The sequence below is a fragment of the Allobosea sp. FBZP-16 genome, from assembly GCF_002831785.1.
GTDB lineage: Bacteria > Pseudomonadota > Alphaproteobacteria > Rhizobiales > Beijerinckiaceae > Allobosea > Allobosea lupini.
The window spans coordinates 154631-177405 of the sequence record NZ_LNCQ01000022.1 but is presented as its reverse complement, the minus strand read 5'-3'; the positions used below and the strand labels follow the sequence as shown (position 1 = coordinate 177405).

At 66.5% G+C, this 22775-nt stretch carries 25 protein-coding genes; 10 read left to right on the top strand and 15 right to left on the bottom strand.

Annotation, left to right across the window (positions count from 1 at the left end):
- Nucleotides 1-30: 30 nt before the first annotated feature.
- The 4 genes from CXY91_RS07115 to CXY91_RS07100 are packed head-to-tail and all read right to left on the bottom strand — an operon-like array spanning nucleotide 31 to nucleotide 2248.
- On the bottom strand, nucleotides 31-696 hold the full coding sequence (locus CXY91_RS07115) for a methionine ABC transporter permease (RefSeq protein WP_092158128.1): 666 nt from the start codon (nucleotides 694-696) through the stop codon (nucleotides 31-33).
- The gene (locus tag CXY91_RS07110; protein WP_100960792.1) at nucleotides 686-1795 is read right to left on the bottom strand and encodes a methionine ABC transporter ATP-binding protein; all 1110 of its coding nucleotides are present in this window, start codon (nucleotides 1793-1795) and stop codon (nucleotides 686-688) included. Before CXY91_RS07110 ends, CXY91_RS07115 begins: the two co-directional genes overlap by 11 nt.
- 7 nt (nucleotides 1796-1802) lie before the next feature.
- Nucleotides 1803-1997: a hypothetical protein gene (locus CXY91_RS07105; RefSeq protein ID WP_100959980.1), complete on the bottom strand. Its 195-nt coding sequence runs from the start codon at nucleotides 1995-1997 to the stop codon at nucleotides 1803-1805.
- An 11-nt stretch (nucleotides 1998-2008) separates the two neighbouring features.
- Entirely contained in the window at nucleotides 2009-2248 is a 240-nt protein-coding gene (locus CXY91_RS07100; RefSeq protein ID WP_100959978.1) for a hypothetical protein, read from the bottom strand.
- Nucleotides 2249-2714: 466 nt separating this feature from the next.
- Here CXY91_RS07100 and CXY91_RS07095 point away from each other — a divergent pair, with 466 nt between their 5' ends.
- Entirely contained in the window at nucleotides 2715-3425 is a 711-nt protein-coding gene (locus CXY91_RS07095) for a hypothetical protein (protein WP_100959976.1), read from the top strand.
- A gap of 3 nt (nucleotides 3426-3428) precedes the next feature.
- Here the strand turns inward: CXY91_RS07095 and CXY91_RS07090 are convergent, their stop codons facing one another.
- Nucleotides 3429-3644, bottom strand: a complete 216-nt coding sequence (locus CXY91_RS07090; RefSeq protein WP_091835064.1) for a hypothetical protein — start codon at nucleotides 3642-3644, stop codon at nucleotides 3429-3431.
- 108 nt (nucleotides 3645-3752) lie between these two features.
- Between CXY91_RS07090 and CXY91_RS07085 the strand changes: the two genes are divergently transcribed.
- Nucleotides 3753-4139: a SpoIIAA family protein gene (locus CXY91_RS07085; RefSeq protein WP_091835068.1), complete on the top strand. Its 387-nt coding sequence runs from the start codon at nucleotides 3753-3755 to the stop codon at nucleotides 4137-4139.
- Nucleotides 4140-4142: 3 nt separating this feature from the next.
- Here the strand turns inward: CXY91_RS07085 and CXY91_RS07080 are convergent, their stop codons facing one another.
- Nucleotides 4143-4574: a DUF2267 domain-containing protein gene (locus CXY91_RS07080; RefSeq protein ID WP_100959974.1), complete on the bottom strand. Its 432-nt coding sequence runs from the start codon at nucleotides 4572-4574 to the stop codon at nucleotides 4143-4145.
- Between the two features lie 125 nt (nucleotides 4575-4699).
- On the opposite strand from CXY91_RS07080, the gene CXY91_RS07075 reads away from it, so the two are divergent.
- Complete coding sequence (locus CXY91_RS07075; RefSeq protein WP_100959972.1) at nucleotides 4700-4996, top strand: hypothetical protein; 297 nt, start codon at nucleotides 4700-4702, stop codon at nucleotides 4994-4996.
- 318 nt (nucleotides 4997-5314) lie between these two features.
- Here CXY91_RS07075 and CXY91_RS07070 read toward each other — a convergent pair whose 3' ends face one another.
- Entirely contained in the window at nucleotides 5315-5977 is a 663-nt protein-coding gene (locus CXY91_RS07070) for a TetR/AcrR family transcriptional regulator (protein WP_248307385.1), read from the bottom strand.
- Here CXY91_RS07070 and CXY91_RS07065 point away from each other — a divergent pair.
- The 3 genes from CXY91_RS07065 to CXY91_RS07055 are packed head-to-tail and all read left to right on the top strand — an operon-like array spanning nucleotide 5942 to nucleotide 9133.
- Nucleotides 5942-6919 (top strand): SDR family NAD(P)-dependent oxidoreductase, encoded by a 978-nt coding sequence (locus CXY91_RS07065; RefSeq protein WP_349236580.1) that lies wholly within the window; start codon nucleotides 5942-5944, stop codon nucleotides 6917-6919. The two genes, CXY91_RS07070 and CXY91_RS07065, sit on opposite strands and share 36 nt — an antisense overlap.
- Before the next feature lie 10 nt (nucleotides 6920-6929).
- Complete coding sequence (locus tag CXY91_RS07060) at nucleotides 6930-8141, top strand: acyl-CoA dehydrogenase family protein (protein ID WP_100959966.1); 1212 nt, start codon at nucleotides 6930-6932, stop codon at nucleotides 8139-8141.
- Nucleotides 8138-9133, top strand: a complete 996-nt coding sequence (locus tag CXY91_RS07055) for a phosphotransferase family protein (protein ID WP_100959964.1) — start codon at nucleotides 8138-8140, stop codon at nucleotides 9131-9133. The genes CXY91_RS07060 and CXY91_RS07055 overlap by 4 nt, the downstream gene beginning before the upstream one ends.
- 44 nt (nucleotides 9134-9177) lie before the next feature.
- Here CXY91_RS07055 and gyrB read toward each other — a convergent pair whose 3' ends face one another.
- Entirely contained in the window at nucleotides 9178-11616 is a 2439-nt protein-coding gene (gene gyrB, locus CXY91_RS07050) for a DNA topoisomerase (ATP-hydrolyzing) subunit B (RefSeq protein ID WP_100959962.1), read from the bottom strand.
- Between the two features lie 118 nt (nucleotides 11617-11734).
- Nucleotides 11735-13573 carry a DNA helicase RecQ gene (gene recQ, locus CXY91_RS07045; protein WP_091835090.1) on the bottom strand — a complete coding sequence of 613 codons (1839 nt, stop codon included), beginning with the start codon at nucleotides 13571-13573 and terminating at the stop codon, nucleotides 11735-11737.
- A 126-nt stretch (nucleotides 13574-13699) separates the two neighbouring features.
- On the opposite strand from recQ, the gene CXY91_RS07040 reads away from it, so the two are divergent.
- Nucleotides 13700-14218 (top strand): hypothetical protein, encoded by a 519-nt coding sequence (locus CXY91_RS07040; protein WP_158673298.1) that lies wholly within the window; start codon nucleotides 13700-13702, stop codon nucleotides 14216-14218.
- Nucleotides 14219-14225: 7 nt separating this feature from the next.
- On the opposite strand, the gene CXY91_RS07035 is transcribed toward CXY91_RS07040, so the two are convergent.
- The 3 genes from CXY91_RS07035 to CXY91_RS07025 form a co-directional block, all read right to left on the bottom strand.
- Nucleotides 14226-14786, bottom strand: coding sequence for an NADPH-dependent FMN reductase (locus CXY91_RS07035; RefSeq protein ID WP_091835096.1), 561 nt, complete (start codon nucleotides 14784-14786; stop codon nucleotides 14226-14228).
- A 91-nt stretch (nucleotides 14787-14877) separates the two neighbouring features.
- Nucleotides 14878-15678 carry a class I SAM-dependent methyltransferase gene (locus tag CXY91_RS07030; protein WP_100959958.1) on the bottom strand — a complete coding sequence of 267 codons (801 nt, stop codon included), beginning with the start codon at nucleotides 15676-15678 and terminating at the stop codon, nucleotides 14878-14880.
- Nucleotides 15679-15815: 137 nt separating this feature from the next.
- The gene (locus CXY91_RS07025; RefSeq protein WP_244543840.1) at nucleotides 15816-16577 is read right to left on the bottom strand and encodes a Crp/Fnr family transcriptional regulator; all 762 of its coding nucleotides are present in this window, start codon (nucleotides 16575-16577) and stop codon (nucleotides 15816-15818) included.
- A gap of 123 nt (nucleotides 16578-16700) precedes the next feature.
- Between CXY91_RS07025 and CXY91_RS07020 the strand changes: the two genes are divergently transcribed.
- The 3 genes from CXY91_RS07020 to CXY91_RS07010 all read left to right on the top strand — a co-directional run bounded on the left by CXY91_RS07020 (nucleotide 16701) and on the right by CXY91_RS07010 (nucleotide 19904).
- Nucleotides 16701-18512, top strand: a complete 1812-nt coding sequence (locus CXY91_RS07020) for an ABC transporter ATP-binding protein/permease (protein ID WP_100959954.1) — start codon at nucleotides 16701-16703, stop codon at nucleotides 18510-18512.
- A 131-nt stretch (nucleotides 18513-18643) separates the two neighbouring features.
- The gene (locus CXY91_RS07015; protein ID WP_091835108.1) at nucleotides 18644-18919 is read left to right on the top strand and encodes a hypothetical protein; all 276 of its coding nucleotides are present in this window, start codon (nucleotides 18644-18646) and stop codon (nucleotides 18917-18919) included.
- A 112-nt stretch (nucleotides 18920-19031) separates the two neighbouring features.
- Nucleotides 19032-19904 (top strand): transglutaminase family protein, encoded by an 873-nt coding sequence (locus CXY91_RS07010; protein ID WP_100959952.1) that lies wholly within the window; start codon nucleotides 19032-19034, stop codon nucleotides 19902-19904.
- Here the strand turns inward: CXY91_RS07010 and CXY91_RS07005 are convergent.
- From CXY91_RS07005 to CXY91_RS06995, 3 genes are all read right to left on the bottom strand, one after another.
- Nucleotides 19829-21559 carry a histidine kinase dimerization/phosphoacceptor domain -containing protein gene (locus CXY91_RS07005; protein WP_100959950.1) on the bottom strand — a complete coding sequence of 577 codons (1731 nt, stop codon included), beginning with the start codon at nucleotides 21557-21559 and terminating at the stop codon, nucleotides 19829-19831. The genes CXY91_RS07010 and CXY91_RS07005 overlap by 76 nt on opposite strands.
- A 113-nt stretch (nucleotides 21560-21672) precedes the next feature.
- Entirely contained in the window at nucleotides 21673-22233 is a 561-nt protein-coding gene (locus CXY91_RS07000) for a sigma-70 family RNA polymerase sigma factor (RefSeq protein WP_091835116.1), read from the bottom strand.
- On the bottom strand, nucleotides 22220-22435 hold the full coding sequence (locus CXY91_RS06995) for a NepR family anti-sigma factor (protein WP_143079709.1): 216 nt from the start codon (nucleotides 22433-22435) through the stop codon (nucleotides 22220-22222). The genes CXY91_RS07000 and CXY91_RS06995 overlap by 14 nt, the downstream gene beginning before the upstream one ends.
- Between the last annotated feature and the right edge of the window lie 340 nt (nucleotides 22436-22775).

Below are 22775 nucleotides of genomic sequence, written 5' to 3'. Positions count from 1 at the left end.
TGAACTGAACGGGTTGAAAAAGGAAAGCAATCAGGCGTGGCGCAGGCGCTTGTTGAGGCGGCGCGAAAGACGGTCCCCGACGCTCTGCACGGTCTGGACGAGGACGATCAGCACGGCGACGACGATCGCCATCACATCGGGCATGAAGCGCTGATAGCCGTAGCGGATGCCGAGATCGCCCAGCCCGCCACCACCGACGGCGCCGACCATGGCCGAGAAGCCGAGCAGGCTGACGAGAGCGAGCGTCAGGCCGAGCACGATCGCCGGCAGCGCCTCGGGCACCAGCACCTTGCGGACGATCTGCAGCGGGGTCGCGCCCATCGAGCGGGCGGCCTCGACCAGGCCCTGATCGACCTCGCGGATCGCGCCCTCGATCAGGCGGGCGATGAAGGGCGTCGCGGCCACGGTCAGCGGCACGGTCGCGGCGAAGGTGCCGATCGAGGTGCCGGCGATCAGCCGGGTGAAGGGGATGATCGCGACGACCAGGATGATGAAGGGCGTCGAGCGGGTGGCATTGACCAGCGCGCCGAGCACGGCATTGACCGCGGGCGCCGCGAAGAGCTCGCCCTTCTTGCTGGTCGCGAGGAAGACGCCGAGCGGCAGGCCGAGAGCGGTGCCGAGGCCAGCGGCGATCGCGACCATCAGCAGCGTGTCGCCGGTCGCCTCGACGATCAGACGGATGAGTTCAGGAGACATGGCCGACCAGCTCCGCCTTGAGATCGAGGGATTTCAGCGCGCCAAAGACGGCGGCGAGCTCGGGCTCGCTCGCCGGCACCGAGACCAGCAGGCTGCCGAAGGGCTTGTCGCCGATCGCGTCGATGCGGCCGGCGAGGATGTTGACATCGACGCCGATCACGGCGCTGAGGCGGCTGATCACCGGCGTCGTCGCGTTCTCGCCGGTGAAGGCGATGCGCAGCACGGCACTGTCGCCGGCCAGTGCCTGCTTATGGATGCGGCCGGCGAGGTATTCGGGGACCTCGACGCCGGTCACCGCCTCGACGAAGCTCGCCGTGGTCGGATGGCGCGGCTTGGTCATCACTTCGAAGGTTTCGCCCTCCTCGACGATATGACCGCCCTCGATCACCGCGACGCGGTCGCAGATCTCCTTGATCACCGGAATCTCGTGGGTGATCAAAAGGATGGTGATGTCGAGCTCGCGATTGACCTGCTTCAGCAGGGCCAGGATCGCCCGGGTGGTTTCGGGATCGAGCGCCGAGGTCGCCTCGTCGCAGAGCAGCACCTTCGGCTCGGTCGCCAGCGCCCGGGCAATGCCGACCCGCTGCTTCTGGCCGCCGGAGAGTTCGGCCGGATAGCGCTCGCGCTTGTCGGCGAGCCCGACCAGGTCCAGCAGGCGGCTGACCTGCGCCTCGATCTTCGCCCGCGGCACGCCGGCGATCTCCAGCGGCAGCGCGACATTGTCGAACACGGTGCGCGACGACAGCAGGTTGAAATGCTGGAAGATCATGCCGGTGGCGCGTCGGCGCTCGCGCCAGCCGGCCTCGGTCAGATTGGTAACGTCCTCGCCCTCGATCAGGATGCGGCCCGAGCTGGCGCGTTCCAGCCCGTTGACCAGGCGGATCAGCGTCGACTTGCCGGCGCCGGAGCGGCCGATCACGCCGACGATGCTGCCGCGCGGCACGACGAGGTCGATGCCGGCGAGCGCCGTCACCGGCTCCTGGCTGTCGCGGCCGGCAAAGGTCTTGCCAACTCCCTCGAAGCGAATGATCGCATCGGCGGGCGGCACTGGAAGGATGTCCTCGACGCGAAAGGCGCCGGGCTTCACGGGGGCGTTCATCATGTCCTCAGAAATGCGTGTGGCACGACCAGTGCGCAATGCCCAATTGCTCCAGCGTGACCTCGCGGATCGAGCGGCGGCGCTCCTCGGCGCCGAGCTCGGCCACAGGCCGCTCCAGCCAGCAAGGCTCGCTCGGTTCGACCGGCACGGCCCGCTCGAACCAGGCGGCGAATGCCGCGCGCAGTGTCTCGAACAGCGTCACCGAGGTGCTCCTCACGCCGCCAAGCGCAGGCCGGGACGCGAACGGACGAGCTGGCGCGCTGCCAGTTCGGCCGCAACCGGCGTGGCGAAGCGCTGGCCTTCGAGCCGGTCGAAGGCGGCCGATGCAGAGATGAATGTGAAGAAGCGCTCATCGGCGCCGCGGGCGACGAGACCCGCCTGGGTTTCGCCGATCTCGATGACATAAGCCTGACGAGCCGGCGGGCTGGAAATGACCTGGGACTGGAACGACATGATGACCTTCGCCGCGTTACGGCGCCCTGTAGTACGGTGATGTCTGGATTGATGCCGCGGAGCGGCGTCAGCGCTGGATCAGCGACAACAACACATCATCGAACGGACGATCGGTTCGACAGGGCGGAGAACGGAGCCGGTCATGTTCATCTCCTCAAGCTGGGGAGCCCACGACCACGTCGTGGCGCTTTAGCGTTTGGTGACGCGGCGCAAGCTGCTCGCTCAAATCTCCGCGGCCATCGGTGACCCGACGACATCCGCAATCTAGGAAATGCCGTTCTGCATGTCAATCCAAACGTTCTTTTAAAGGTACGCACCGATCAGGAAGAGCCTTTCGTCGAACGGCAAGAGAAGGAAATTTTCTTTTCCGGCGCAGCCCATTCCTCCCTCGACGTAGAACAACATGCCATTCTGGCGTCGCGGGCCCGACCTGCTATCGTCCGCTCCGACTGAACGTGGGGATGGGATGAACGACAGGACGGACAGCGCCAGCAGCGCGGACGGCCGGATGACGGTGGCGGGCAGCACCTTCGTTCAGGACGTCGGCAGGCCGCTCGCCTTCACGGCCGACGGGCTCGTGGCGGTCTCCGGGCACGACTGGCGCGATGGCGTGCTGCATGATGCCGCCCGAATCGAGGGCCATGCCCGGCCGGATCGCGCGCGGATCGCCCGGATCGACCAGCCCGAACCGGCGCAGGACCTGTCTCTGACGATCCGCTCCTTCCCCGGGCAGAGCGCGCCGCTGCTGCGGCTGAGCCTGCCAGCTGGGGCACAGGGCGATCTCGACGACCGGCTCGCCGCCGAACTCTTCCTCCCGCAACCCTTGTTCGCAGCGCTGCGGCAGGATCTCATTGACGGACGCGCCGGTCATCTCTCCTTCGCCGCGACGACCAATCTCTGGCTGCGCGAGGGCAATGCGGACGAAGAACCGCCGGTCTTCTATCTCCCACCGGAGGCCGATGGCCGGCCGGCGCAGGCTCATGGCCGGGTGCACAGCATCGGCTGGCGCCCGCTGGACCCGGCTGGCGACCCGGCCTTTGTTGCGTCCGGGCAGCCCGATCAGGAAGCGGAGGAGCCGGAAGACCCGGTCTCCGAGCAGCTGCGGCGGATCAACTGGAGCCTGAAGCAGGTCCTGATCATCCTCGTCTTCCTGATGCTGATCATCGCGCTGAAATAGGGCTTACCCATCCTGAGAGCGCTTGTTCGCTTGCGTCTCGTAGACCTGCTCGTTCTCGATCCATTTGCCGTCGAGGCCGCGGCCGCGGTTGAGCTGCGTCTTGTCGCGATTGGAGAGCACCTTGTGGTCCTGAAGCGAGACCGGCCGCGTGCTCGTCGCCCCGGTGCCATCGCCCTTGCCCTTGATGCTCGGACCGAGCTTCCCGCCTGCATTGGCCATCATCGTCTCCTTTGCGTGCGTCGAGCCCCCTCGCATTGCCAACGCCGCGGCCCGGCGATGGTTCGCCCGCAGGCCTGCGTTGTTTCCGGTGCAGACCAGGAGGCGCCCATGCTCGACATCCTTCCCGCCGCCGACCATGTCGCGGCCTTTCGCATCACGGGGACGCTGTCGGAGCCGGATTTCGACAGGCTGATCGCCGAAATCGAGAGCAAGCTCGAACGCCACGAAAAATTAGGCATCCTCGCCGATCTCACCGGCTTCGAGGACATGACCTTTCGCGCCGGCCTCAAGGATGCGCGCTACGGCTTCGGCAAGCTGACGCAGCTCAGGCGCTTTCCGCGCGAGGCCGTGGTCACCGACAAGGGCTGGATCGAGACGCTGGTCGCGATCGCCAGCCCGCTCGTGCCCTTCGTCGAGGTCAGGAGCTTCAAACCGGGCGAGTTCGATGCAGCGCTCGCCTGGGCGAGCGAGATCGAGGGCGGGCCGAACGCCTGACCTTCAGGTTTCAGCAGGCAAAGCCCAGAACGCCCGCGCTTCCGGCGGCAAGGTGTCGAGTATGCGCGCAAAGGCGCGCCGATCGACATGCCGCCAGAGCGCGGCGGCGACATCCTCGATCGCGCTCTCCGGCAGAAAGCTGTGTTCGATGCGAAATCTCATCGCCTCGCGCGCCAGTTCCGCCCGCGGTGCGAAGGCCAGCGGCTCCTGCGCCGGGTCCCACTCGTAGAGGAACATCGCGCCGAGGAGCGGCGGCAGCGCCTGCGCGAAAGCGACCGCCTGCGGTACCGACAGGCGCGCCCGGAAGGTGACGAAGACGCCGAGCACCGAGTACCAGGTCTGATGGGTGGTCGCGTGGCCCAGCGTCTCGCGGGCATCGAGCAGGAAGCGTTCGAGGTCGCGCGAGGCGTGGACGAAGTCGGGCGGCAGGGGCATCCCGGCATCATAGCCTCGCAGGCCCGCGGCGGAAACCGGGCGAAGATGAACGCCAGCGAACTATTCCGTTCACGCGGAGTTCTGGACAGACCCGCTTTTATCGCGGCAACCAAAGGAGATGCCCCATGCGACACCTTCTCATCGCCGCGGCGATTGCACTCGGCGCCGCCGTGACCCCGGCCGCCGCCAGCGAAACCTTCAGCGGCGCTGCGGCGCTCGACAAGGTCGAGGCGACCTATGTCCGGCACAACCGCGAGCACCGGATGTGGGAGATCCAGCGCAATATGGAACGCCAGCAGCGCTATGGCCGCCACCATCGCGGCTATGACCGCGGCTACGGCTACGGCCACCGCCGCGGCGGTCCGCCGCCCTGGGCCCCGGCCCATGGCCGCCGCTATCACGACCGTTACGACCGTTTCTGAGCGGTCGCCGCGCCCTTCGCCTCCCTGTCCCCCAGGGCGAAGGGCGCGGGAGTCTTCCTTGGCTCCCCTTGGGAAATAAGGCAGAAACCCAGGCGCTTTCCCCGCCCGCAGGCTCCTCCTGCGGGCGTTCTCGCATGTGGGGACAGCCTAGCGGCGCGCACAGGGATCATAGCATTCCTACGTCGGTTGTTCCCGACGCCCCCCGGGAACGAGGCGCAATCCTCGTCTGCAGGCGCCGCACGAGGATACGCGGTGCCTTGGGATCAAGGTGTCCGGAATCGCGCCCGGCCACTGCCTGTGCTGCGCCCAATGATCCTCCTATCCGGCAAGGGCACCGGCGTGCCGAAGCTGGATCGCGTGCTCCACGAATGCGCTGAGCGAATGTGCGAAGGCTTCCGCGGTAATGTGGCGGCGTCGATACTTGGAACGCTTGACGTACCAGTCCTGGAGCATCGGCTTGATCAAGGCCGCGCACATCTCGACATCGTCGATCTCGAACGTCCCGAGGGTTTTCCCCTCCGCCAGGATCTCGGCGAGGAGGCTCTCCGTCATGCGCTCAGCCGCGACGGCCATGGCGCGCGCCCGCGGCGGAAAACTCTTCGCTTGCATGTACGCGAAGATGAACCATGGCAACAGCGCCTCGGTCAGAGCGACATGGGAGGCAAGAAGCCAGCGAAGTCGCTCGATAGGCGGGAGCTCCTTGGGCGCATCGCCGAGCGTTTCCTCGACGACCTCGGACACGGTGCCGAGGATCATCAGCAGCAGGGTCTCCTTGGAGTCGAAGTAGGCATAGAGCGCTCCCATGCTCAGCCCGGCATGCTCGGACAGGTCGCGCAGACTCATCGAGTGAAAGCCGACCTGGTTGGCGAGGGTGAGCGTGCTGTCCAGGATTCGCGCCAGGCGTTTCGTCGCGACCTGCGGCTTCTTCACGCGCACGGTGTCCAGATGGCGCGCCAAGGTCCGCTCTGCCAGCGCCTCCATCGACAAGTCCAGGCGAATAGGAGGCATAACCGCGACTGGCGGAGATGGTCTCACGCTCCGCTCCTTCTCAAAGAGCCCTTTGCACGGCCCCTATTGCAACATGCCGGCACCGATGTCTATAAAGCGAGCGCTCGCTCTATGAACCCAACGAAGCAAGATCGCGGAGAGACCTCGATGAGCTTCCACGCGTCGTTCGAGGGCCGTACGGTTCTGATAACTGGAGCCTCCCGAGGTCTCGGCGCGCATTTCTCCGAGATTCTCGCGGCCTCAGGTGCTCGGGTAGCCATGGCGGCTCGCCGAAGCGCTGATTGCCAAGCCCGCTGTGACCGTATCCGCGCGGCCGGAGGCGAGGCGCTGGCGATCAGTCTCGACGTGACGGAGCGTGCTTCGGCGGATGCCGCCATGGCCGCAGTGCTAGCCGCGTCGGGGCGCCTCGAGATGCTGGTGAACAATGCGGGCGTCACCACCACGACGCCGCTACTCGATCAGGACGAAGCCTCCTGGACCCGCATCATGGACACCAATCTCAAAGGAGCCTTCATCGTCGGCCAGGCCGCGGCCCGTGTGATGGCCGCGGACGGGAAGGGAGGCAACATCGTCAATGTCGCTTCCATCCTCGGTGTCCGTGTCGCCGGACAGGTCGCAGCCTACAGCGCCTCCAAGGCGGGACTTCTGCAGCTCACCAGGTCTATGGCGCTCGAATGGGCGCGTCACGGCATCCGGGCCAACGCGCTGTGCCCCGGCTATGCCGAGACGGATCTCAACCGCGAATTCTTTGCGAGCGAGGCCGGCAAGGCCCTGATCCGCCGCATTCCGACACGCCGGTTGGGACAGCTCTCGGACCTCGACGGGCCGCTTCTCTTCCTCTGCTCCGACGCCTCCGCCCATGTGACCGGCGCCTCGATGCCGGTCGACGGCGGGCACCTCGTTTCCTCCCTCTGAGGGCTTCGCCATGGATTTCAGCTTGCCTGCCGCAACCGAAGACATCCGCAGCCGCATCGAGGATTTCGTGGCGCGGGAGATCGTCCCGCTGGAGGCTGATCCGGCATCCTATGACGATCACGAGAACATCCGCCTCGATCTGCTCGATGCGATGCGCGCGAGGGCGCGCGCGGCAGGGCTGTGGTGTATTCAACTGGCGCCCGAGCACGGTGGCCTCGGCCTCGGCCGCGTCGGCATGGCGGCCTGCTACGAAGAGATGAACCGGTCCATCTTCGGGCCGGCGATCTTCAACTCCGCCGCTCCCGACGACGGCAACATGATGGTGCTGGAGAAGGTCGCGACCCCCGCGCAGAAGGCCCGCTGGCTCGCGCCGATCGCGCGTGGCGAGGTGCGCTCGGCGTTCGCCATGACCGAACCCCATCCCGGCAGCGGCTCGGATCCATCGATGATGCTGACACGGGCCGAACGACAGGCGGACGGATCCTATCGGATCTACGGCCGCAAGTGGTTCATCACGGGTGCCGCGGAGGCCGCCCATTTCATCGTGATGGCCCGCACCTCGGACGATCCCCGCAAGGGTTTGACCGCCTTCCTTTTCCACCGGGATCAACCGGGCTGGCGCATCCTTCGGCGCATTGCGATCATGGGGCCGGAAGAACATGGCGGGCATTGCGAGCTGGAGTTCGACGGCCTGGCGATCTCCCCCGAAGATGTGCTGATGGGCGAAGGCGATGGGCTCAAGGTCACGCAAATTCGTCTGGGCCCGGCGCGGCTCACCCATTGCATGCGCTGGCTCGGCCTCGCCAGGAGATGCGTCGAGATCGCCCGCGCCTATGCCGTCGAACGGCACAGCTTTGGAGTAGCCTTGGCGGAGCGGGAAAGCGTGCAGATGAAGCTCGGCCAGGCCGCCATGAGCATCGAGATCGGCAGGCTCCTGACGATGAAGGCGGCCTGGGAGCTGGACCGCGGCAATCTCGCCCGCAAGGAAATCTCCATGGCAAAGATCCAGGCGGCCAACACGCTGCATCAGGCCGCCGACATGGCTATTCAGATCAACGGTGCACGCGGTTATTCCCGCGATACCGTGCTGGAGTGGATCTATCGCTACGCACGCCAGGCACGCCTGGTGGACGGGGCGGACGAGGTCCACCAGATGGTGCTGAACCGCTTCCTGTCGCAGGAGAAGGCCGACTTCTGGCGCTGGCCGGTGGCGGCGCCATGAGCTTCGATCTGGACAGGCTCGATGCCTTCATGCGCCGCGCGCTGCCGGAGCTCGAAGGACCGATGCGGCTGGAGCCGATCTCCGGCGGTCAGTCGAACCCCACTTTCTTCCTGACCTACGACAATCGCCGGCTGGTCCTGCGCAAGCAGCCCGCGGGCGAGCTCTTGCCCTCGGCCCATGCCGTGGACCGGGAGCACCGCATCATCAGCGCGCTGAAGGACAGCAGCGTGCCCGTGCCCTCGGCATTGCTCTATTGCGACGACCGAACCGTGGTCGGCACACCGTTCTACCTCATGGAGCGCCTGGACGGCCGCGTCTTCCACGATTGCACCCTGCCTGGTGTGTCGCCGCGGGAGCGGGGCGCCATGTACGCCGCGATGGCACGCACGCTCGCCGCCCTGCACAATGTCGATTTTGCTGGCGTGGGCCTCGGTGACTATGGCCGCCCCGGCAACTACTTCATCAGACAGGTGAGCCGCTGGAGCCGGCAATGGGCGGACATCCGCACACGGGACGATGCTGACGTCGACCGTCTCATCGCCTGGCTGCCACAGCATATCCCCTCGGACGATGCCACCTCGATCGTCCACGGGGACTACCGCATCGGGAACCTGATGTTCCATCCGACCGAGCCGCGTATCGTGGCCCTGCTGGACTGGGAGCTCTCCACCCTCGGCCACCCGCTGGCGGATCTGGCTCACAGCGCGATGGCCTGGGTTTCCGCTCCCGACGAATATGGCGGTATTCGAGGGCTCGATCTTCCGACGCTAGCGATCCCTTCGCTGGAGAGCTATCTGGCGGCCTATGACGGCGAAGCGCGCCATGGCGTCAGGCTCGACACCTTTCACATGGTCTTCGCGCTGTTCCGCTGGTCGATGATCTTCGAGGGCATTGCCGCACGCGCCAGGACCGGAACGGCCAATGCAGCCGACGCCGCTGGAACGGGGCGTTTGGCAGCCGCCTTCGCCAGCCGTGCCGCTGAACTGATCTAGGCTCTAGTGACAATTTAGTCATTTGAGCCAGATCACCACACCGCTCAGGTATCGACCGTCGCGTTCAGCGCATTGGTCTGGATGAATTCGCGGCGCGGTTCGACCACGTCGCCCATCAGCTTGACGAAGAGGTCGTCGGCCTCGTCGTTCTGGTCGTTCTTGACGCGCAGCAGCGAACGCACGTCGCGGTCGAGCGTCGTCTCCCAGAGCTGGTCGGGGTTCATCTCGCCGAGGCCCTTGTAGCGCTGCAGCGAAACGCCCTTCTTGCCGATGGCGTTGATCGCGTCGAACAGGTCGCTCGGGCCGTTGACGACATGGTCGTCGCCTTTGCGGCTGAGCACGCCAGGCTTGGCATAGGCCTCCTGCAAGGAGACGGCTGCGGCGTCGAGCTTGCGCGCTTCGGCGCTGGCGAGAAGTCCGGCATCGAGCGAGACGACCTGCTTCACGCCGCGCACCAGCCGCGAGAAGGTGAAGCCGCCATCGGCGGCCCTGCCCTCCCAGCCGCGCTCGATCTCGTCCGAGATCGCATCGAGCCTGCGCGCGACATAGGCCGCCGCCTCGGCGAGCTCGGCCTCGCTGCGCTCGCCCTGCGGGCGCAGAGCGCCAGCGATCGCGGTCTGCTCGACGACGCGCCGGTCATAGCGCGAATGCAGCTGAGACAGCGTGTGGCGGACGTTGCGGGCTTCCTCGATCAGAGCGCGCAGGTCGGTGCCGCCGCGCTCAGCTCCGTCGCCGGTGCGGAAGACGGCGCCGTCGAGCGCTGAATCGACCAGGTAGTCCTCGAGCGCGCGCTCGTCCTTGAGATAGGTCTGCGACTTGCCGCGCGCCGCCTTGTAGAGCGGCGGCTGGGCGATGAAGAGGTGGCCGCGGTCGATCAGCTCCGGCATCTGCCGATAGAAGAAGGTCAGCAGCAGGGTACGGATATGGGCGCCGTCGACATCGGCGTCGGTCATGATGATGATCTTGTGGTAGCGCAGCTTCTCGATGTTGAAGGCGCTCGAGTCCTTCTCGTCGCGCCCGATACCGGTGCCGAGCGCCGTGATCAGGGTGCCGACCTGGTCGGAGGACAGCATCTTGTCGAAGCGCGCGCGCTCGACGTTCAAGATCTTGCCGCGGAGCGGCAGGACGGCCTGGTACTCGCGGGCCCGGCCCTGCTTGGCCGACCCACCGGCCGAATCACCCTCGACGATGAAGATCTCGGACTTCGCCGGATCCCTCTCCTGGCAATCAGCCAGCTTGCCTGGAAGCGAGGCGATGTCGAGCGCGCCCTTGCGGCGGGTAAGGTCGCGCGCCTTGCGGGCGGCCTCGCGGGCGGCGGCGGCCTCGGCCACCTTGCCGACGATGGTCTTGGCCTCGTTCGGATGCTCTTCGAGCCAGGTCGAGAGCGCCTGGTTGACGACGTTCTCGACGACCGGGCGGACCTCCGAGGAAACCAGCTTGTCCTTGGTCTGCGAGGAGAACTTCGGATCCGGCACCTTGACCGAGACGATCGCGGTCAGGCCCTCGCGGCAATCGTCGCCGGTCAGCGAGACCTTTTCCTTCTTCGAAATGCCGGACGTCTCGGCATAGCCGGTGACCTGCCGCGTCAGCGCGGCTCGGAAGCCGGCAAGATGGGTGCCGCCATCGCGCTGCGGGATGTTGTTGGTGAAGCAGAGCACGTTCTCGTGGTAGCTGTCGTTCCACCACAGGGCGACGTCGACGGTGATGCCGTCCTTCTCGTTCGAGAGCATCACCGGCTTGGAGATGATCGGCGTCTTGGCGCGATCGAGATAGCGCACGAAGGCTTCGACGCCGCCTTCGTACATCAATTCCTCGCGCACGACCTCGGCATGGCGGGCATCGGTCAGCACGATGCGCACGCCCGAGTTCAGGAATGCGAGCTCACGCAGCCGGTGCTCGAGCGTCTTGTAGTCGAACTCGATCATCGTGAAGGTTTCTTGGGAGGGCGTGAACGTCACCTCCGTGCCGCGCTTGTCCCCGGCCGGGCCGACGACGGCGAGCGGGGCAACCGCATCGCCATGGCGGAACTCCATGAAATGCTCGTTGCCGCCGCGCCAGATCCGGAGCTTCAGCGAGATCGAGAGCGCGTTGACGACCGAGACGCCGACGCCGTGCAGACCGCCCGAGACCTTGTAGGAGTTCTGGTCGAACTTACCGCCGGCATGGAGCTGGGTCATGATGACCTCTGCCGCCGAGATGCCTTCCTCGCTGTGGATATCGGTCGGGATGCCGCGGCCATTGTCGGTGACGGTGACCGAGCCGTCGGCGTTCAGCGTCACCGTGACGAGGTCGGCATGGCCGGCGAGCGCCTCGTCGATGGCGTTGTCGACGACTTCGTAGACCATATGGTGCAGGCCCGAGCCGTCATCGGTATCGCCGATATACATGCCGGGGCGTTTGCGCACCGCATCCAGGCCCTTGAGAACCTTGATGGAATCGGCGCCATAGGCGGCATCCTCGAGGTCGCGGGCAGAATCGCTCATGATGGGGTCCTTCGGCGGGCCAGCAGGCGCCCGCGATGATCTTGATTCGTCAGGAGAATATAGTGCTTCAGGATGGCTTTTTCACGTGCGTGCGCGTACGTACGCGAGAGTCGCTGATTTAGCCAGTGAAGGTCGCGATCGCATCCAGGAAAACCTCGCCGTATTGGGTGAGCTTGCGTTCGCCGACCCCTTCGATCGCGCGCATCTGGTCGAGGCCGAGCGGACGCTCCCGCGCCATGGCGATCAGCGTCCGGTCGGTGAAGATGATGTAGGCGGCGACGCCTTCCTCGCGCGCGATGCTCAGCCTGAGCTGGCGCAGATGCTCGAACAGGGCGGCGGTGTCGCCATCGAGCCCGTCGGCGCGCGCTGCCTCGCGCTGGCCGCGGCGCGAGCGCCGTTCCGCGAGCGGGTCGACCCGCAGCGCGATCGGCTCGCGCCCGAACAGGATATCCTCGCCCTTCCCGGTCAGGCAGAAGCCGCCATGCTCGGTGCTGGCCTCGGCGAGTGCGCCGGCGGCGAAGAGCTTGCGGGCCATCGCCATCCAGGCTCCCTTGGGCTTGTCGTTGCCGACGCCGAAGGTCTTAAGGCCGTCATGGTTCTGGCGCCGGATCGCCTCCGTCTGGGTCCCGGTCAGGATGTCGGCGAGATGGCCGGCGCCGTAGCGCTGGCCGGAGCGGATCACCGCCGAGAGCAATTTTCGCGCATCGAGCGTCGCGTCGGCGAGCTCGGGCGCGGTCGGCCCGCAGAGATCGCAGCGGAACTGCGCCTCACCGTGCCGGCAGGGAGCGACCTCCTCGCCGAAATAGGACAGGAGCGCCGAGCGCCGGCACAGCGCCGATTCGCACAAGTCGATCATCGCGTTGAGGCGCTTGTGCTCGATGCGGCGGCGCTCCTCGTCGATCTGCTTCTCGTCGATCTGGCGGCGACGCAGCGCCATGTCGTCGACGCCGTAGAGGGTCAGCGTATCAGCCGGCAGCCCGTCGCGGCCGGCGCGGCCGATCTCCTGGTAGTAGCTCTCGATCGAGCCCGGCATGTCGGCATGGACGACGAAGCGCACATCCGGCTTGTTGATGCCCATGCCGAAGGCGATGGTGGCGCAGACGACGACGCCGTCCTCCTGCAGGAAGATGTCCTGGTTGCGGTTGCGCTCCGCCTGCTCCAGCCCGGCATGGTAGGGATAGGCCTTCCAGCCCTTTTCGCTGAGACCCTGCGCCAGCCGCTCGGTACGGCCGCGCGAGGAGCAGTAGACGATGCCGGAGCCGCCGCGATGGACCTTCAGGAAGTCGTCGATCTGCCGGCGCGGCTGATCCTTCGGCGCGAAGGCGAGCTTCAGGTTCGGCCGGTCGAAGGAATGGACGACGAGGTGCGGCGGCGCCGGGAAGAGCTGCTGGGCGATGTCATCGCGCGTCTGGCGGTCGGCGGTCGCCGTGAGCGCCGTCACCGGAACGTCGCCGAGCGCCTCGCGCACCTTCGAGAGCAGACGATATTCCGGCCGGAAGTCGTGGCCCCATTGCGAGACGCAATGCGCCTCGTCGATGGCCAGCCGTGTCACGCCAAGGCGGCGCAGGCGGGCGACGAGGCCCTCGCCGGCCAGACGCTCGGGCGAGACGAAGAGGAGCCGCAGCTCGCCGGAATTGAGCTTGTCCCAGGCCTGGGCCGCCTCGGCCTCGCTGTTCATCGAGTTGAGCGAGGCGGCGGCGACGCCTGCCCGCACCAATTGGCCGACTTGGTCGCGCATCAGCGCGATCAGCGGCGAAACCACCAGCGTCAAACCGCCGGTGACCAGCGCTGGCAGCTGGTAGCACATCGACTTGCCCGAGCCGGTCGGCATCACCGCGAAGACGTCGCGGCCGGCGAGCGCGGCCTCGATCACCTCCCATTGCCCGGGGCGGAAATCGTCATAGCCGAAGGCCGACTTCAGGATCGCGCGGGCTTCTGATTCGCGGGGCGATGACATGTGGAGGATGTGCCGGATTCGGAGCACAATGGCCAGCCATTGCGCGATTCCATCCCCGGTTCGCACAAGCCGGGCGGATCGGCCGCGGCCCGCGCCTCACGCTGCGGCGATCCGGCAAGGAGAGCCATGATGCGCTTGCCCCTGATTGTCGCCATTTGCTGCCTTGCCGCCTTTGCGCAAGCCCGGCCGCTGGAGCGCGAGCTGCCGCCGGCGAAGGCCGCCTGCTGGGAGCGGACCTATGATGCCGCCCATCTCGCCAGCCACCCGCAGCAGAAGGTCACGCGGATCCGCCTCGTCCATCTGCCGCAGAACTGGGCCGAAGCCGGCCAGGGCGGCTTCTACGTCGCGCTCTATCTCAACCTGCGCCAGCGCGTGAAGGCCGATCAGCGCTTCGACTACCAGCTCGGCGGCATCTGCAAGCCGGCCGGGCAGGCGCTGCGCTGCGTGCCGGAATGGGAGGCCGGCAACTGGCGGATCCAGCGCGGCCCGAACGGCACGCTCGACATCCGCAATGCCGGCATCATCGCCAATCCCAACCCCTACGATGCCGAGGAGATCGCCGACGGCGCCGCGCGGATTCCCGCCAGGCCCGATGACGGGCTCTGGCGCCTGTCGCCGGCGAGCGGGCTGTGCGGGATGGAGTAACCGCGCCCTAAGGATGCAGCGCCGCGACCTTCACCAGCCGGGCCACCATCTTGTCGCGCATGCCCTTCAGGCGCTTGTCGGTGAAGTCGCCATCCTCGCCATAGGCCTTGTCGGCGCCGTTGACCGCGAGCATGTCCGGCACGAGCAGCGCGCCGAAGCCGAGCTCGAGGACGGTGCGCAGCTGGGTCAGGCAGCGATAGGTGCCGAGATTGCCGGCAGAGGCGCCACCGATCGCGACGGTCTTTCCGCGCAGCCCGGGGCCGCCGGAGCGGACAATGCTGATCCAGTCGAGCGCGTTCTTCAGTGCCGGCGGATAGCCGGAATTGTACTCGGGGCTGGCGATGAAGAGCCCGTCATGACCATCGACCAGCGCCGCCAGCGCCTTCGCCTCGGCAGGCGGATCGTTGTCATAGGCACGGGCGTCGATGAGCGGCAGCGGGTAGTCGCCGAGCGAGATCTGCGTCACCTCGGCTCCGGCATCCTGCAGATTCCTCGCGATCAGGGTTGCGAGCCGGGTATTCATCGAACCCGGGCGCCAGGAGCCGGCGAAGACGAGGATTTTTGGCATGGTCACTCCGACTTGATAACCGGACTGCTGGGTCCGGCGTTCTCAGTTCGTGATGTCGGAGTGAGGCAGGGCTGACGTCAAGCCCACGCCGTCACGGCTTGGCGCGGCGATAGACCCAGACGCGCGCCGGCGGGATGTTGCGCAGCACCCAGTCGGAGACCTGGGCCTTGAGGCCGGAGCCCTTGCGCGGCACCGGCGAGATCACCGCATAGGTGAACTGGATGAAGGGAGCGCCGGGGTTGAGCACATTGGCAAAGGCGTCCTGCACCAGTTCGGTCCGCTCGGCCGGCGGCTTGTTGAACAGCGGCAGCGAGGACACCACCGCGCTCGCCCTGTCGGTCAGATGCCCGGCGAGCGTGGTCGAGAGCGCATAGGCATCGCCCTCGATGACGGTTGCCCGCGGGAAGCGACGACGCAGCAAGTCGCAGAATTCCGGGCTGTACTCGACCAGGATCAGCCTGGCTTCATCGATGCCGCGTTCGATCAGCGCTTCGGTGACCGGGCCGGTGCCGGGGCCGATCTCGACCACCGGCCCTTGCGCCTGCGGATCGACATAGGAAGCCATGCGCCGGGCCAGGAAAGGGCTCGACGGCGCGACCGCGCCGGTCCTTCCAGGCGAATCGATCCAGGACTTGAGGAAGCGGGCATCGTCGCTGAACCGGGCCTTGGCCTCGTCGGCCGCCTTGCGCACCTGCGATTTCAGCTTGCCGGCGGTATTGCGGACCTCGTCCTCGACCTTGTAGCGCGCCGCGGCGACCCGAAGCCTGGCCTCTGCGACGCTGTCGGCGAAATCCGCCGCCGTCAGCCGCACCTCATGCTCCAGCCGCGCTGCCACGGACGAGCGCCCGAGGCGAGTGGCGCGCAGGCGCTGACCGGAAGCGGAATGGGCCATCCAGAACCTCGATGCGGCCAGGCAAAAAGCCCGCGCCGGAGCGACATGACAATGCCGTGACGTTACGCCGCTGTCATATGGGGTCAAGAGCGGGTCGAATCCAGCGATTTCTTGGCCGCCCGCACGGCCCTCAGCGATCAAATCAGCGGACGCGGGTGAAGCTCGCTCTCGAACAGCAGCGCCATGCGCTCGGTCAGGCGCGGATTGTGGATGGTCAGGCGGCCGCGCTCGAGCGAGAACATCCCGGCTTTGCGCAGGCGGGCCCAAGTCTTGCTGGTATGGACCAGCGAAAGGCCGAGCGCATCGGCGAGCTGCTGCTGCGTCAACGGAAAGACGAAGCTCCTCTCGGCAACCAGGCCGAGCGCGTCGGCCCTGCGGTAGAGCGAGATCACCAGCGCCGCGATCCGCTCCTGCGCATTGCGCTGGCCGACCGAGGTCAGGTTCTCGTCGATCAGGCTCTCCTCGCGCGAGCCGAGCCAGGCCAGCTCATAGGCGAGTGCCGGCATCCGCCCGAACATTTCATAGGTGCGCCGGCGCGGGAAGACGCAGAGCTCGACCTCGGTCAGCGCCTCGATGCCGTGCTGGGCGGCGCTAAGCAGCGAGGCCTGCAGGCCGACGATATCGCCGGGCAAAAGAAAATTGAGGATCTGCCGGCGTCCATCCGGCAGCGATTTGTAGCGGAAGGCCCAGCCGGAAAAGAGCGTGTAGAGCTCGGCATCCTCCTGGCCGGGATGGATGATGTCGGCGCCGGCCGGCAATTGCCGGTGATCAAGCTTCATCTCCTGGATGAAGCGGATCTCCTCGTCGGATTTGTCCTTGAAGGCAGGTTTCAGCCGCAACGGACAGGCCAGGCAGGACGGGCTGCGGTGATTGCGATGATTGCTCGATGCGACGATCACGCCCGGCTCCTTCATTCGCCGGAACCCGCGGCGAATGCTTTGCGTTTGTGTGTGGCGCGAAAGCGTTGGCTTAGCAATCGCGCTTCGTCTCGGCATTAGCAGATCGGCTGGGGAGGCCGCCGCATGAAATCACGTGCCTCCGGGCTGCGGCGCTCGCGCTTGCGCCAGTTCTTTCGTGTCGCCCTGGGTTTCTGGCGCGGCAAGACCAGATTGCGCGCCTGGGGACTCACCCTCGCGGTGCTGCTCTTCGTCGCCGCCCAGCTCGGTGCCGCAGTCGGCATAAACAGCTGGAACCGGCTTTTCTTCGACGCGCTGGAAAAGCGCGATTTCGACAAGATCTGGACGGCTGTCGGCTGGCTGCCGCTGATCGTCGCGGCGTCGGCTGCATCGTTGTCCTGCCTGGTGATCAGTCGGATGCTGCTGCAGATGCGCTGGCGCGAATGGCTGACGCATCGCCTCGCGGGCTGGTGGATCGCCGACCAGCGCTATTACCGGATGCAGTTCGTCGCGCGCGAACAGAGCGCCCCCGAGTACCGCATCGCCGAGGATGTCCGCCTTTCCATCGAGCCCCTGGTCGAGTTCGCCATCGGCCTGCTCAGCGCCTTCGTGACCGCGGTGACCTTCGCCGCGATCCTGTGGCAAGTCGCAGGCTCGGCGCATTTCACGCTCGCCGGGGCCGAGATCGTCATACCCAGCTACATGGCGATCGCCGCGATCGTCTACGCGGTCATCGCCTCGATCGCGGCCTATTTTGCCGGGCGCCCCCTGGTGCCCCGGATCGCCGCCAAGAACGAGGCCGAGGCGCAGTTTCGCGCCGAGATGACGCGGTTGCGCGAGAACGCCGAGAGCATCGCCCTGATCAAGGGCGACGCCGACGAGCGCGATTCGGTCGGAGAGAACTATGGTCGCGTCGTCGCTGCCTGGCTGAAGGTGATCCGGCAGCAGGGCGTCATCGCCATCGTGCTGAACACCAATGGCGCGCTGTTCCCGATCGTGCCGCTGCTGCTGATCGCGCCGAAATACCTCTCGGGCGAGATCACCCTGGGCGCCGTCATGCAGGTCGTCGCCGCCTTCAGCGCGGTGCAGGCCGCCCTGATCTGGTTCGTCGACAATTTCGTCCGGCTGGCGGAGTGGTTCGCCTCGGTGAGACGCGTCGACGAGCTGGCCGAAGCGCTGGAGGCGCTCGACGTCGGCACGATCATGGAAGGCGAGACCCAGATCGAGCTGGGCGAGAGCGAGGACGACGACATCCATATCGCGGATCTGTCGATCGCCCATCTCAACGGGCGGATCGTCATCGCCGATGCGTCGATCGTGATCGAGGCCGGCGAGAAGGTCCTGGTCGCCGGCGAGAGCGGCACGGGCAAGAGCACCTTGATCCGTGCGATCGCGGGCCTCTGGCCGTGGGGCGCGGGCTCGATCAAGCTGCCCCCGGGCAAGCGTATCGCCTTCGTGCCGCAGAAGCCCTATCTTCCGATCGGCACGCTCCGCGACGTGCTGCTCTATCCGGAAGCCGAGAGCCGCGTCGACGACGAAGCGGTCAGGGACGCGCTGAAGCGCTGCGGGCTCGCCTCGCTCGGGCGACGGCTCGACGAGGAGGAGCGTTGGGACCAGACCCTGTCCGGCGGCGAGCGTCAGCGCATCGCTTTCGCCCGGCTGCTGATTCAGAAGCCCGACATCATCATCATGGACGAGGCGACCTCGGCTCTCGACGAGGCCAGCCAGGATTCCCTGCTCGGGCTGATCGACAGCGAACTCTCCTATGCGACGATCATCAGCGTCGGGCATCGGCCTGGCCTCGAGGATTTCCACGAGCGCAAGATCACCTTCGAGAAGCGCGAGGCCGGCGCGCATCTGACCTCGAAGCGCCTGACCCGGTCGCTCTGGCGGCTCTTCCGCCGGCGCGAAGCCGCCAATGATCGCTCGGTCGCCTGAAAAACGAATCGCCCCCGAAGAAAGAATCGGGATCGCTGCGATTTTCGCGCAAACCGGAACAATTCCCTGCCAGACGGGTTGAAAAGCCGTTCCGCCTTTCAAGAACGACCACACGAACCGGGAGAGCGAAGATGCCGACTGCCAGCCTTGCCCCCTTCAAGCGCGCTGCTACCTTCTTCGGCGGCATGGCGCTGGTCGTGACCGCCTTGACCATGGGCGCCTCGTACCAGAACGGTTTCGGCGAGAGCTCGGAAGCGGTCGCACAGACCAAGCTCCAGCGTGGCGCCCCGGCCGACGTCCAGTTCGCGGCGGTCAATCCGGCCGAGATGCGCCGTGATTTCGCTCATCGCGTCGTCCCGACCTCGCAGCGCGAGGCCAGCCTCAAGGGCAACACCGTTCTGCGGTAAAACTCCGGAACCGATCCGGCGCTCGCGCGTAGTTGACCTGCCTGACCAGCAAAGCCGCCGCGAGGCGGCTTTTCGCATGATGGCGAGGTAAGATGGATCGGCTGGAGATCAAATGTATCTGCGCATTCGCCACGCGACGACCTATCGCTACGCCGAGCCGGTCGTCTTCGGCCCCCACCGGCTGATGCTGCGCCCGCGCGATTCGTTCGATCTGCGCGTCATCGACACCGCGATCGCCATCTCGCCGCCGGCCGCGCTGCGCTGGATGCACGATGCCTATGGCAACCCCGTCGCCATGGCGAGCTTCGCTGGCCCGTCGGACACGCTCGATGTCGTCAGCGAGCTCGTCGTCCAGCGCTTCGGCTCGGCCCTGCCGCGCTCCAGGCTCGAGCCCGACATTGATAGCTCCGATATCAACTACACCCCGGCCGAGCGGGCCGTCCTCCAGCCCTATCTCGATCTGGCTGCCGCCGATCCCCATGGCGCGCTCGACGCCTGGCTGCAGGCGTTCCGGACCCGGCTCAACGGCGGCCACCTGCTGCGTGCCCTGGCGCATGAGATCAACGCCAGCCTGAGCTATGCCGTGCGCTTCGACGAGGGGACGCAGCATCCGCTCGATACCCTGCAAGCGGGGGCGGGTTCATGCCGCGACTACGCCTGGCTGTTCATCGAGCTGGCGCGCCGGCTCGGCTTCGCAGCGCGCTTCGTCACCGGCTATATCCATGACCGCTCGCCGCAGGGCGGGGCGATGACCTCCGTGGCCGGGCTGACCCATGCCTGGGCCGACGTCTTCATTCCCAATGACGGCTGGGTCGAATTCGATCCGACCAACGACCTCGTCGCCGACCGGCAATTGCTGCGGGTCGCGGTGGCGCGTGTACCGGAGGATGCTTCGCCGGTGTCGGGAAGCTATGTCGGGCCGACCGGCGCCTTCCTCGGACTCAGCGTCGGCGTCGAGATCACGCCGGTCGACAAGCTCGGCTGAGCCTCGTCGCTCTGGCGCTGAGCGCCGTGACTCAAGCGCCAGACGCCGAGGCTGCGCCCCTGCGGCGGGCTGATCTCCACGGCTTCGATCTGCATCAGAAGTCCGGCGAACAGGCGCGGCGGCGCGATCTGCGTGGTGTCGCGGTCGGAGCTGATGGCGATATCGAGGATGCCGTCGCCGGCTGCGGTCACGGCGAGTTCGAGGCCGATGCCCGGAGCTGTGCGCAGCACCCGGCTGACCACGTCGACGATCAGGAAGCCGAGCGGGATGATCCGATCGATCGGCAGGACAGCTTGCGTCTCGATGCGGCTTTCGAGCCGCTGGCCGCGGGCGAGAATCAGGCTGGAGACCATCGCCACGACGTCGTCGAGGAACAGGTCGATCCGCACGGGCTGCATCTCGCCGTCGGCGAGCGTGAAGCGATAGGCGGCCGACAGCACATGGACGCGGCACTCCGCATCCGACAGCGCCATCCGCGCCTCGCCCCGATGGTCGCGCTTGGTCAGGCCGATATAGCTCTGCACCACCTGGAGGCTGTTCTTGACCCGATGGTGCAATTCGCGGACCAGGAAACGGTTGTCGTCGAGCGCGAGCCTGAGCTTGCTCTGGCGCACCTCCTGCTCGTCGACCATGGCATTGAAGGCCTCGGCGACGCTGCGGATGTCGCGCGGCATCTCGTCGGAGAGCGGGACGTGGGCACTGGCCGAGCTCGACCTCGCCCGGGCCGTGGTCTCGATACCGCGCAGCCAGCGCACGCAGTGCTGGTCGATCGCCTTCATATAGACCAGGCCGAGGAGAGTCAGCGTCAGCAGGGGTGCGAGCAGCAGAATGTAGAACTGCGTCCGCGCAGCTTGCTCCGCCGTGCCGTCGAAACTCGCCACGACATAGAGATCCGGCTCGGCCACCATGCGGGCTGCGTAGGTCCGGCTTGGTCCGGCCCGGCTCCGCGCAACCCAATGCGCGGTCGGTTCGGGTACGATCTCGGCGTTCGGAAGCCAGGATGCATCGGCTTGCGCGCCGCCGCGTGCGACCACGACGTCGCCGCCGCGCCGGAGCAGCGCTGCCATCATGCCCTTGTCGCTGCTGCCGAGGTCGAAGGTATCGTCGAGCGGGTCCGGCTTGGTGAGCAGGAGCGCATCGCCTCCATCGAACTCGCTATAGATGGCGAGATAGGAGCGGCCGGCGATCGTCACCTGATCGTAGCGGGCCTTGGTAAACTCGGTGCCGCCCCAGAGCTTGATGGGAGGCCGCGTGGCGAGCTGGTTCGCCACGGCCGTGAGCTCACCGCGCGGGATGCTGCCTCCGAGCCCACCGACACAGTCCGGCTGGCCGGAGACCCGCAGCAGCAGTGACTCGTAGCCGTAGACCGCGGCAATGGCCTTCTCGGCGATGCGCCCACAGCTGTCCACCGCCGGCGCTGCCGCCCGGATCGCTGTGGAGCTGGCGACGAGCGAGCGCAGCGCGCCGCGATACCAAACGCGGGCGCGCACTGCGAAATCATCCGCTGCACGCGCCTGGGATGTCTGGATTGCCTCGAACACCGTCCGATAGGTCGCGACCGCCGCCGCCGCCGTCAGGCAGGCGATGGGCAGGACGATCGCGACCATCAGTGCCAGGAGGCGGCCGCGGACCGTCCTGAACAGCGAAAGGGCCATCAGATCACGATGATTCTGGATCGAACCGATCCAGAATCAAAAAATGTGATCGATTCCAGGAGCTCAGAGCAGGATCCCTGCGAAAAACCGGTCGCACCTTTTCGCATCCTGCTCTAGCTGCCGACGGGTTCAGGTCCGGCGCGCTGCACGGCTGCGGTGATTCGGCGATCGGGGCCGAGATCATCGACGCCGCCGATGGACAGGAGCTCCGCCAGCTTGGCGCGTGCCCGGTTGACGCGGCTCTTGATCGTGCCGATCGCGACGCCGCAGATCTCGGCGGTCTCCTCATAGGACAGCCCGGTGGCGCCGACCATGATCAGCACCTCGCGCTGCTCCTCGGGGAGCTTGGCCAGTGCCTTGCGGAAATCGGCGAGGTCGAGATGGCTCTCCTGGTTGCCGTGGGTCGCGAGCCTGTCGGCATAAGTGCCTTCGCTGTCCTGCACCTCGCGCCCGCGCTTGCGGTAGAGCGAGTAATAGGTGTTGCGCAGGATGGTGAAGAGCCAGGCCCGCAGGCTGGTGCCGGGCTGGAACTTCTCGGCATTGCCCCAGGCCTTGAGCAGCGTGTCCTGGACCAGATCGTCGGCGAGCTGCATCGAGCCCGAAAGCGACGCCGCGAAAGCGCGCAGATTCGGAATCTCGGCGATCAGCCCGTCCTTGAAGTCAGCTGCGCTCATCGGAGCCGCCTTCGGCTTTGAGGCGCCGTTCGGTATCCTCGAGCTGGGCGAGCAACACCAGAAACCGGTCGGGCACCGGCGCACTGATCAGGTCGTCGTAATGCGCCTTGAGGGATCGGCCGATCGATTCCTGCACCCGCGGGTCGAGCACCCTCTCGTCGTCCGGTTCGGCCCTTGCCGCTTCGGGCGGATCGGCATTCATCAAATTCATCACCCTAGCTCCATTGGCATGCCGACATGTTCGCCGATCACACCCCACCACGCCACGCACGCTCATCGGCACGCCAGCGCGCAACCACCCGGAAACGTACCTTCATTCGGCCCAATAACGAGGCCGAAAGCAAAAGGTTCCATTCCGGACGAAAAATAATTTTCTTGTCATAACAGTAACTTGAGTGCTTCTCTCCTGCAACTTTGATGGACGTGGGATTTTGTCTGGTCGGATGTCCGATCGGTGGTTCCGCCTCTCAATTCTGGATCGTAACCGACCCGATCAGCTGCCATCGAAAGCAGATCGGGCCGGACTTCGTGGGGGATAGCAA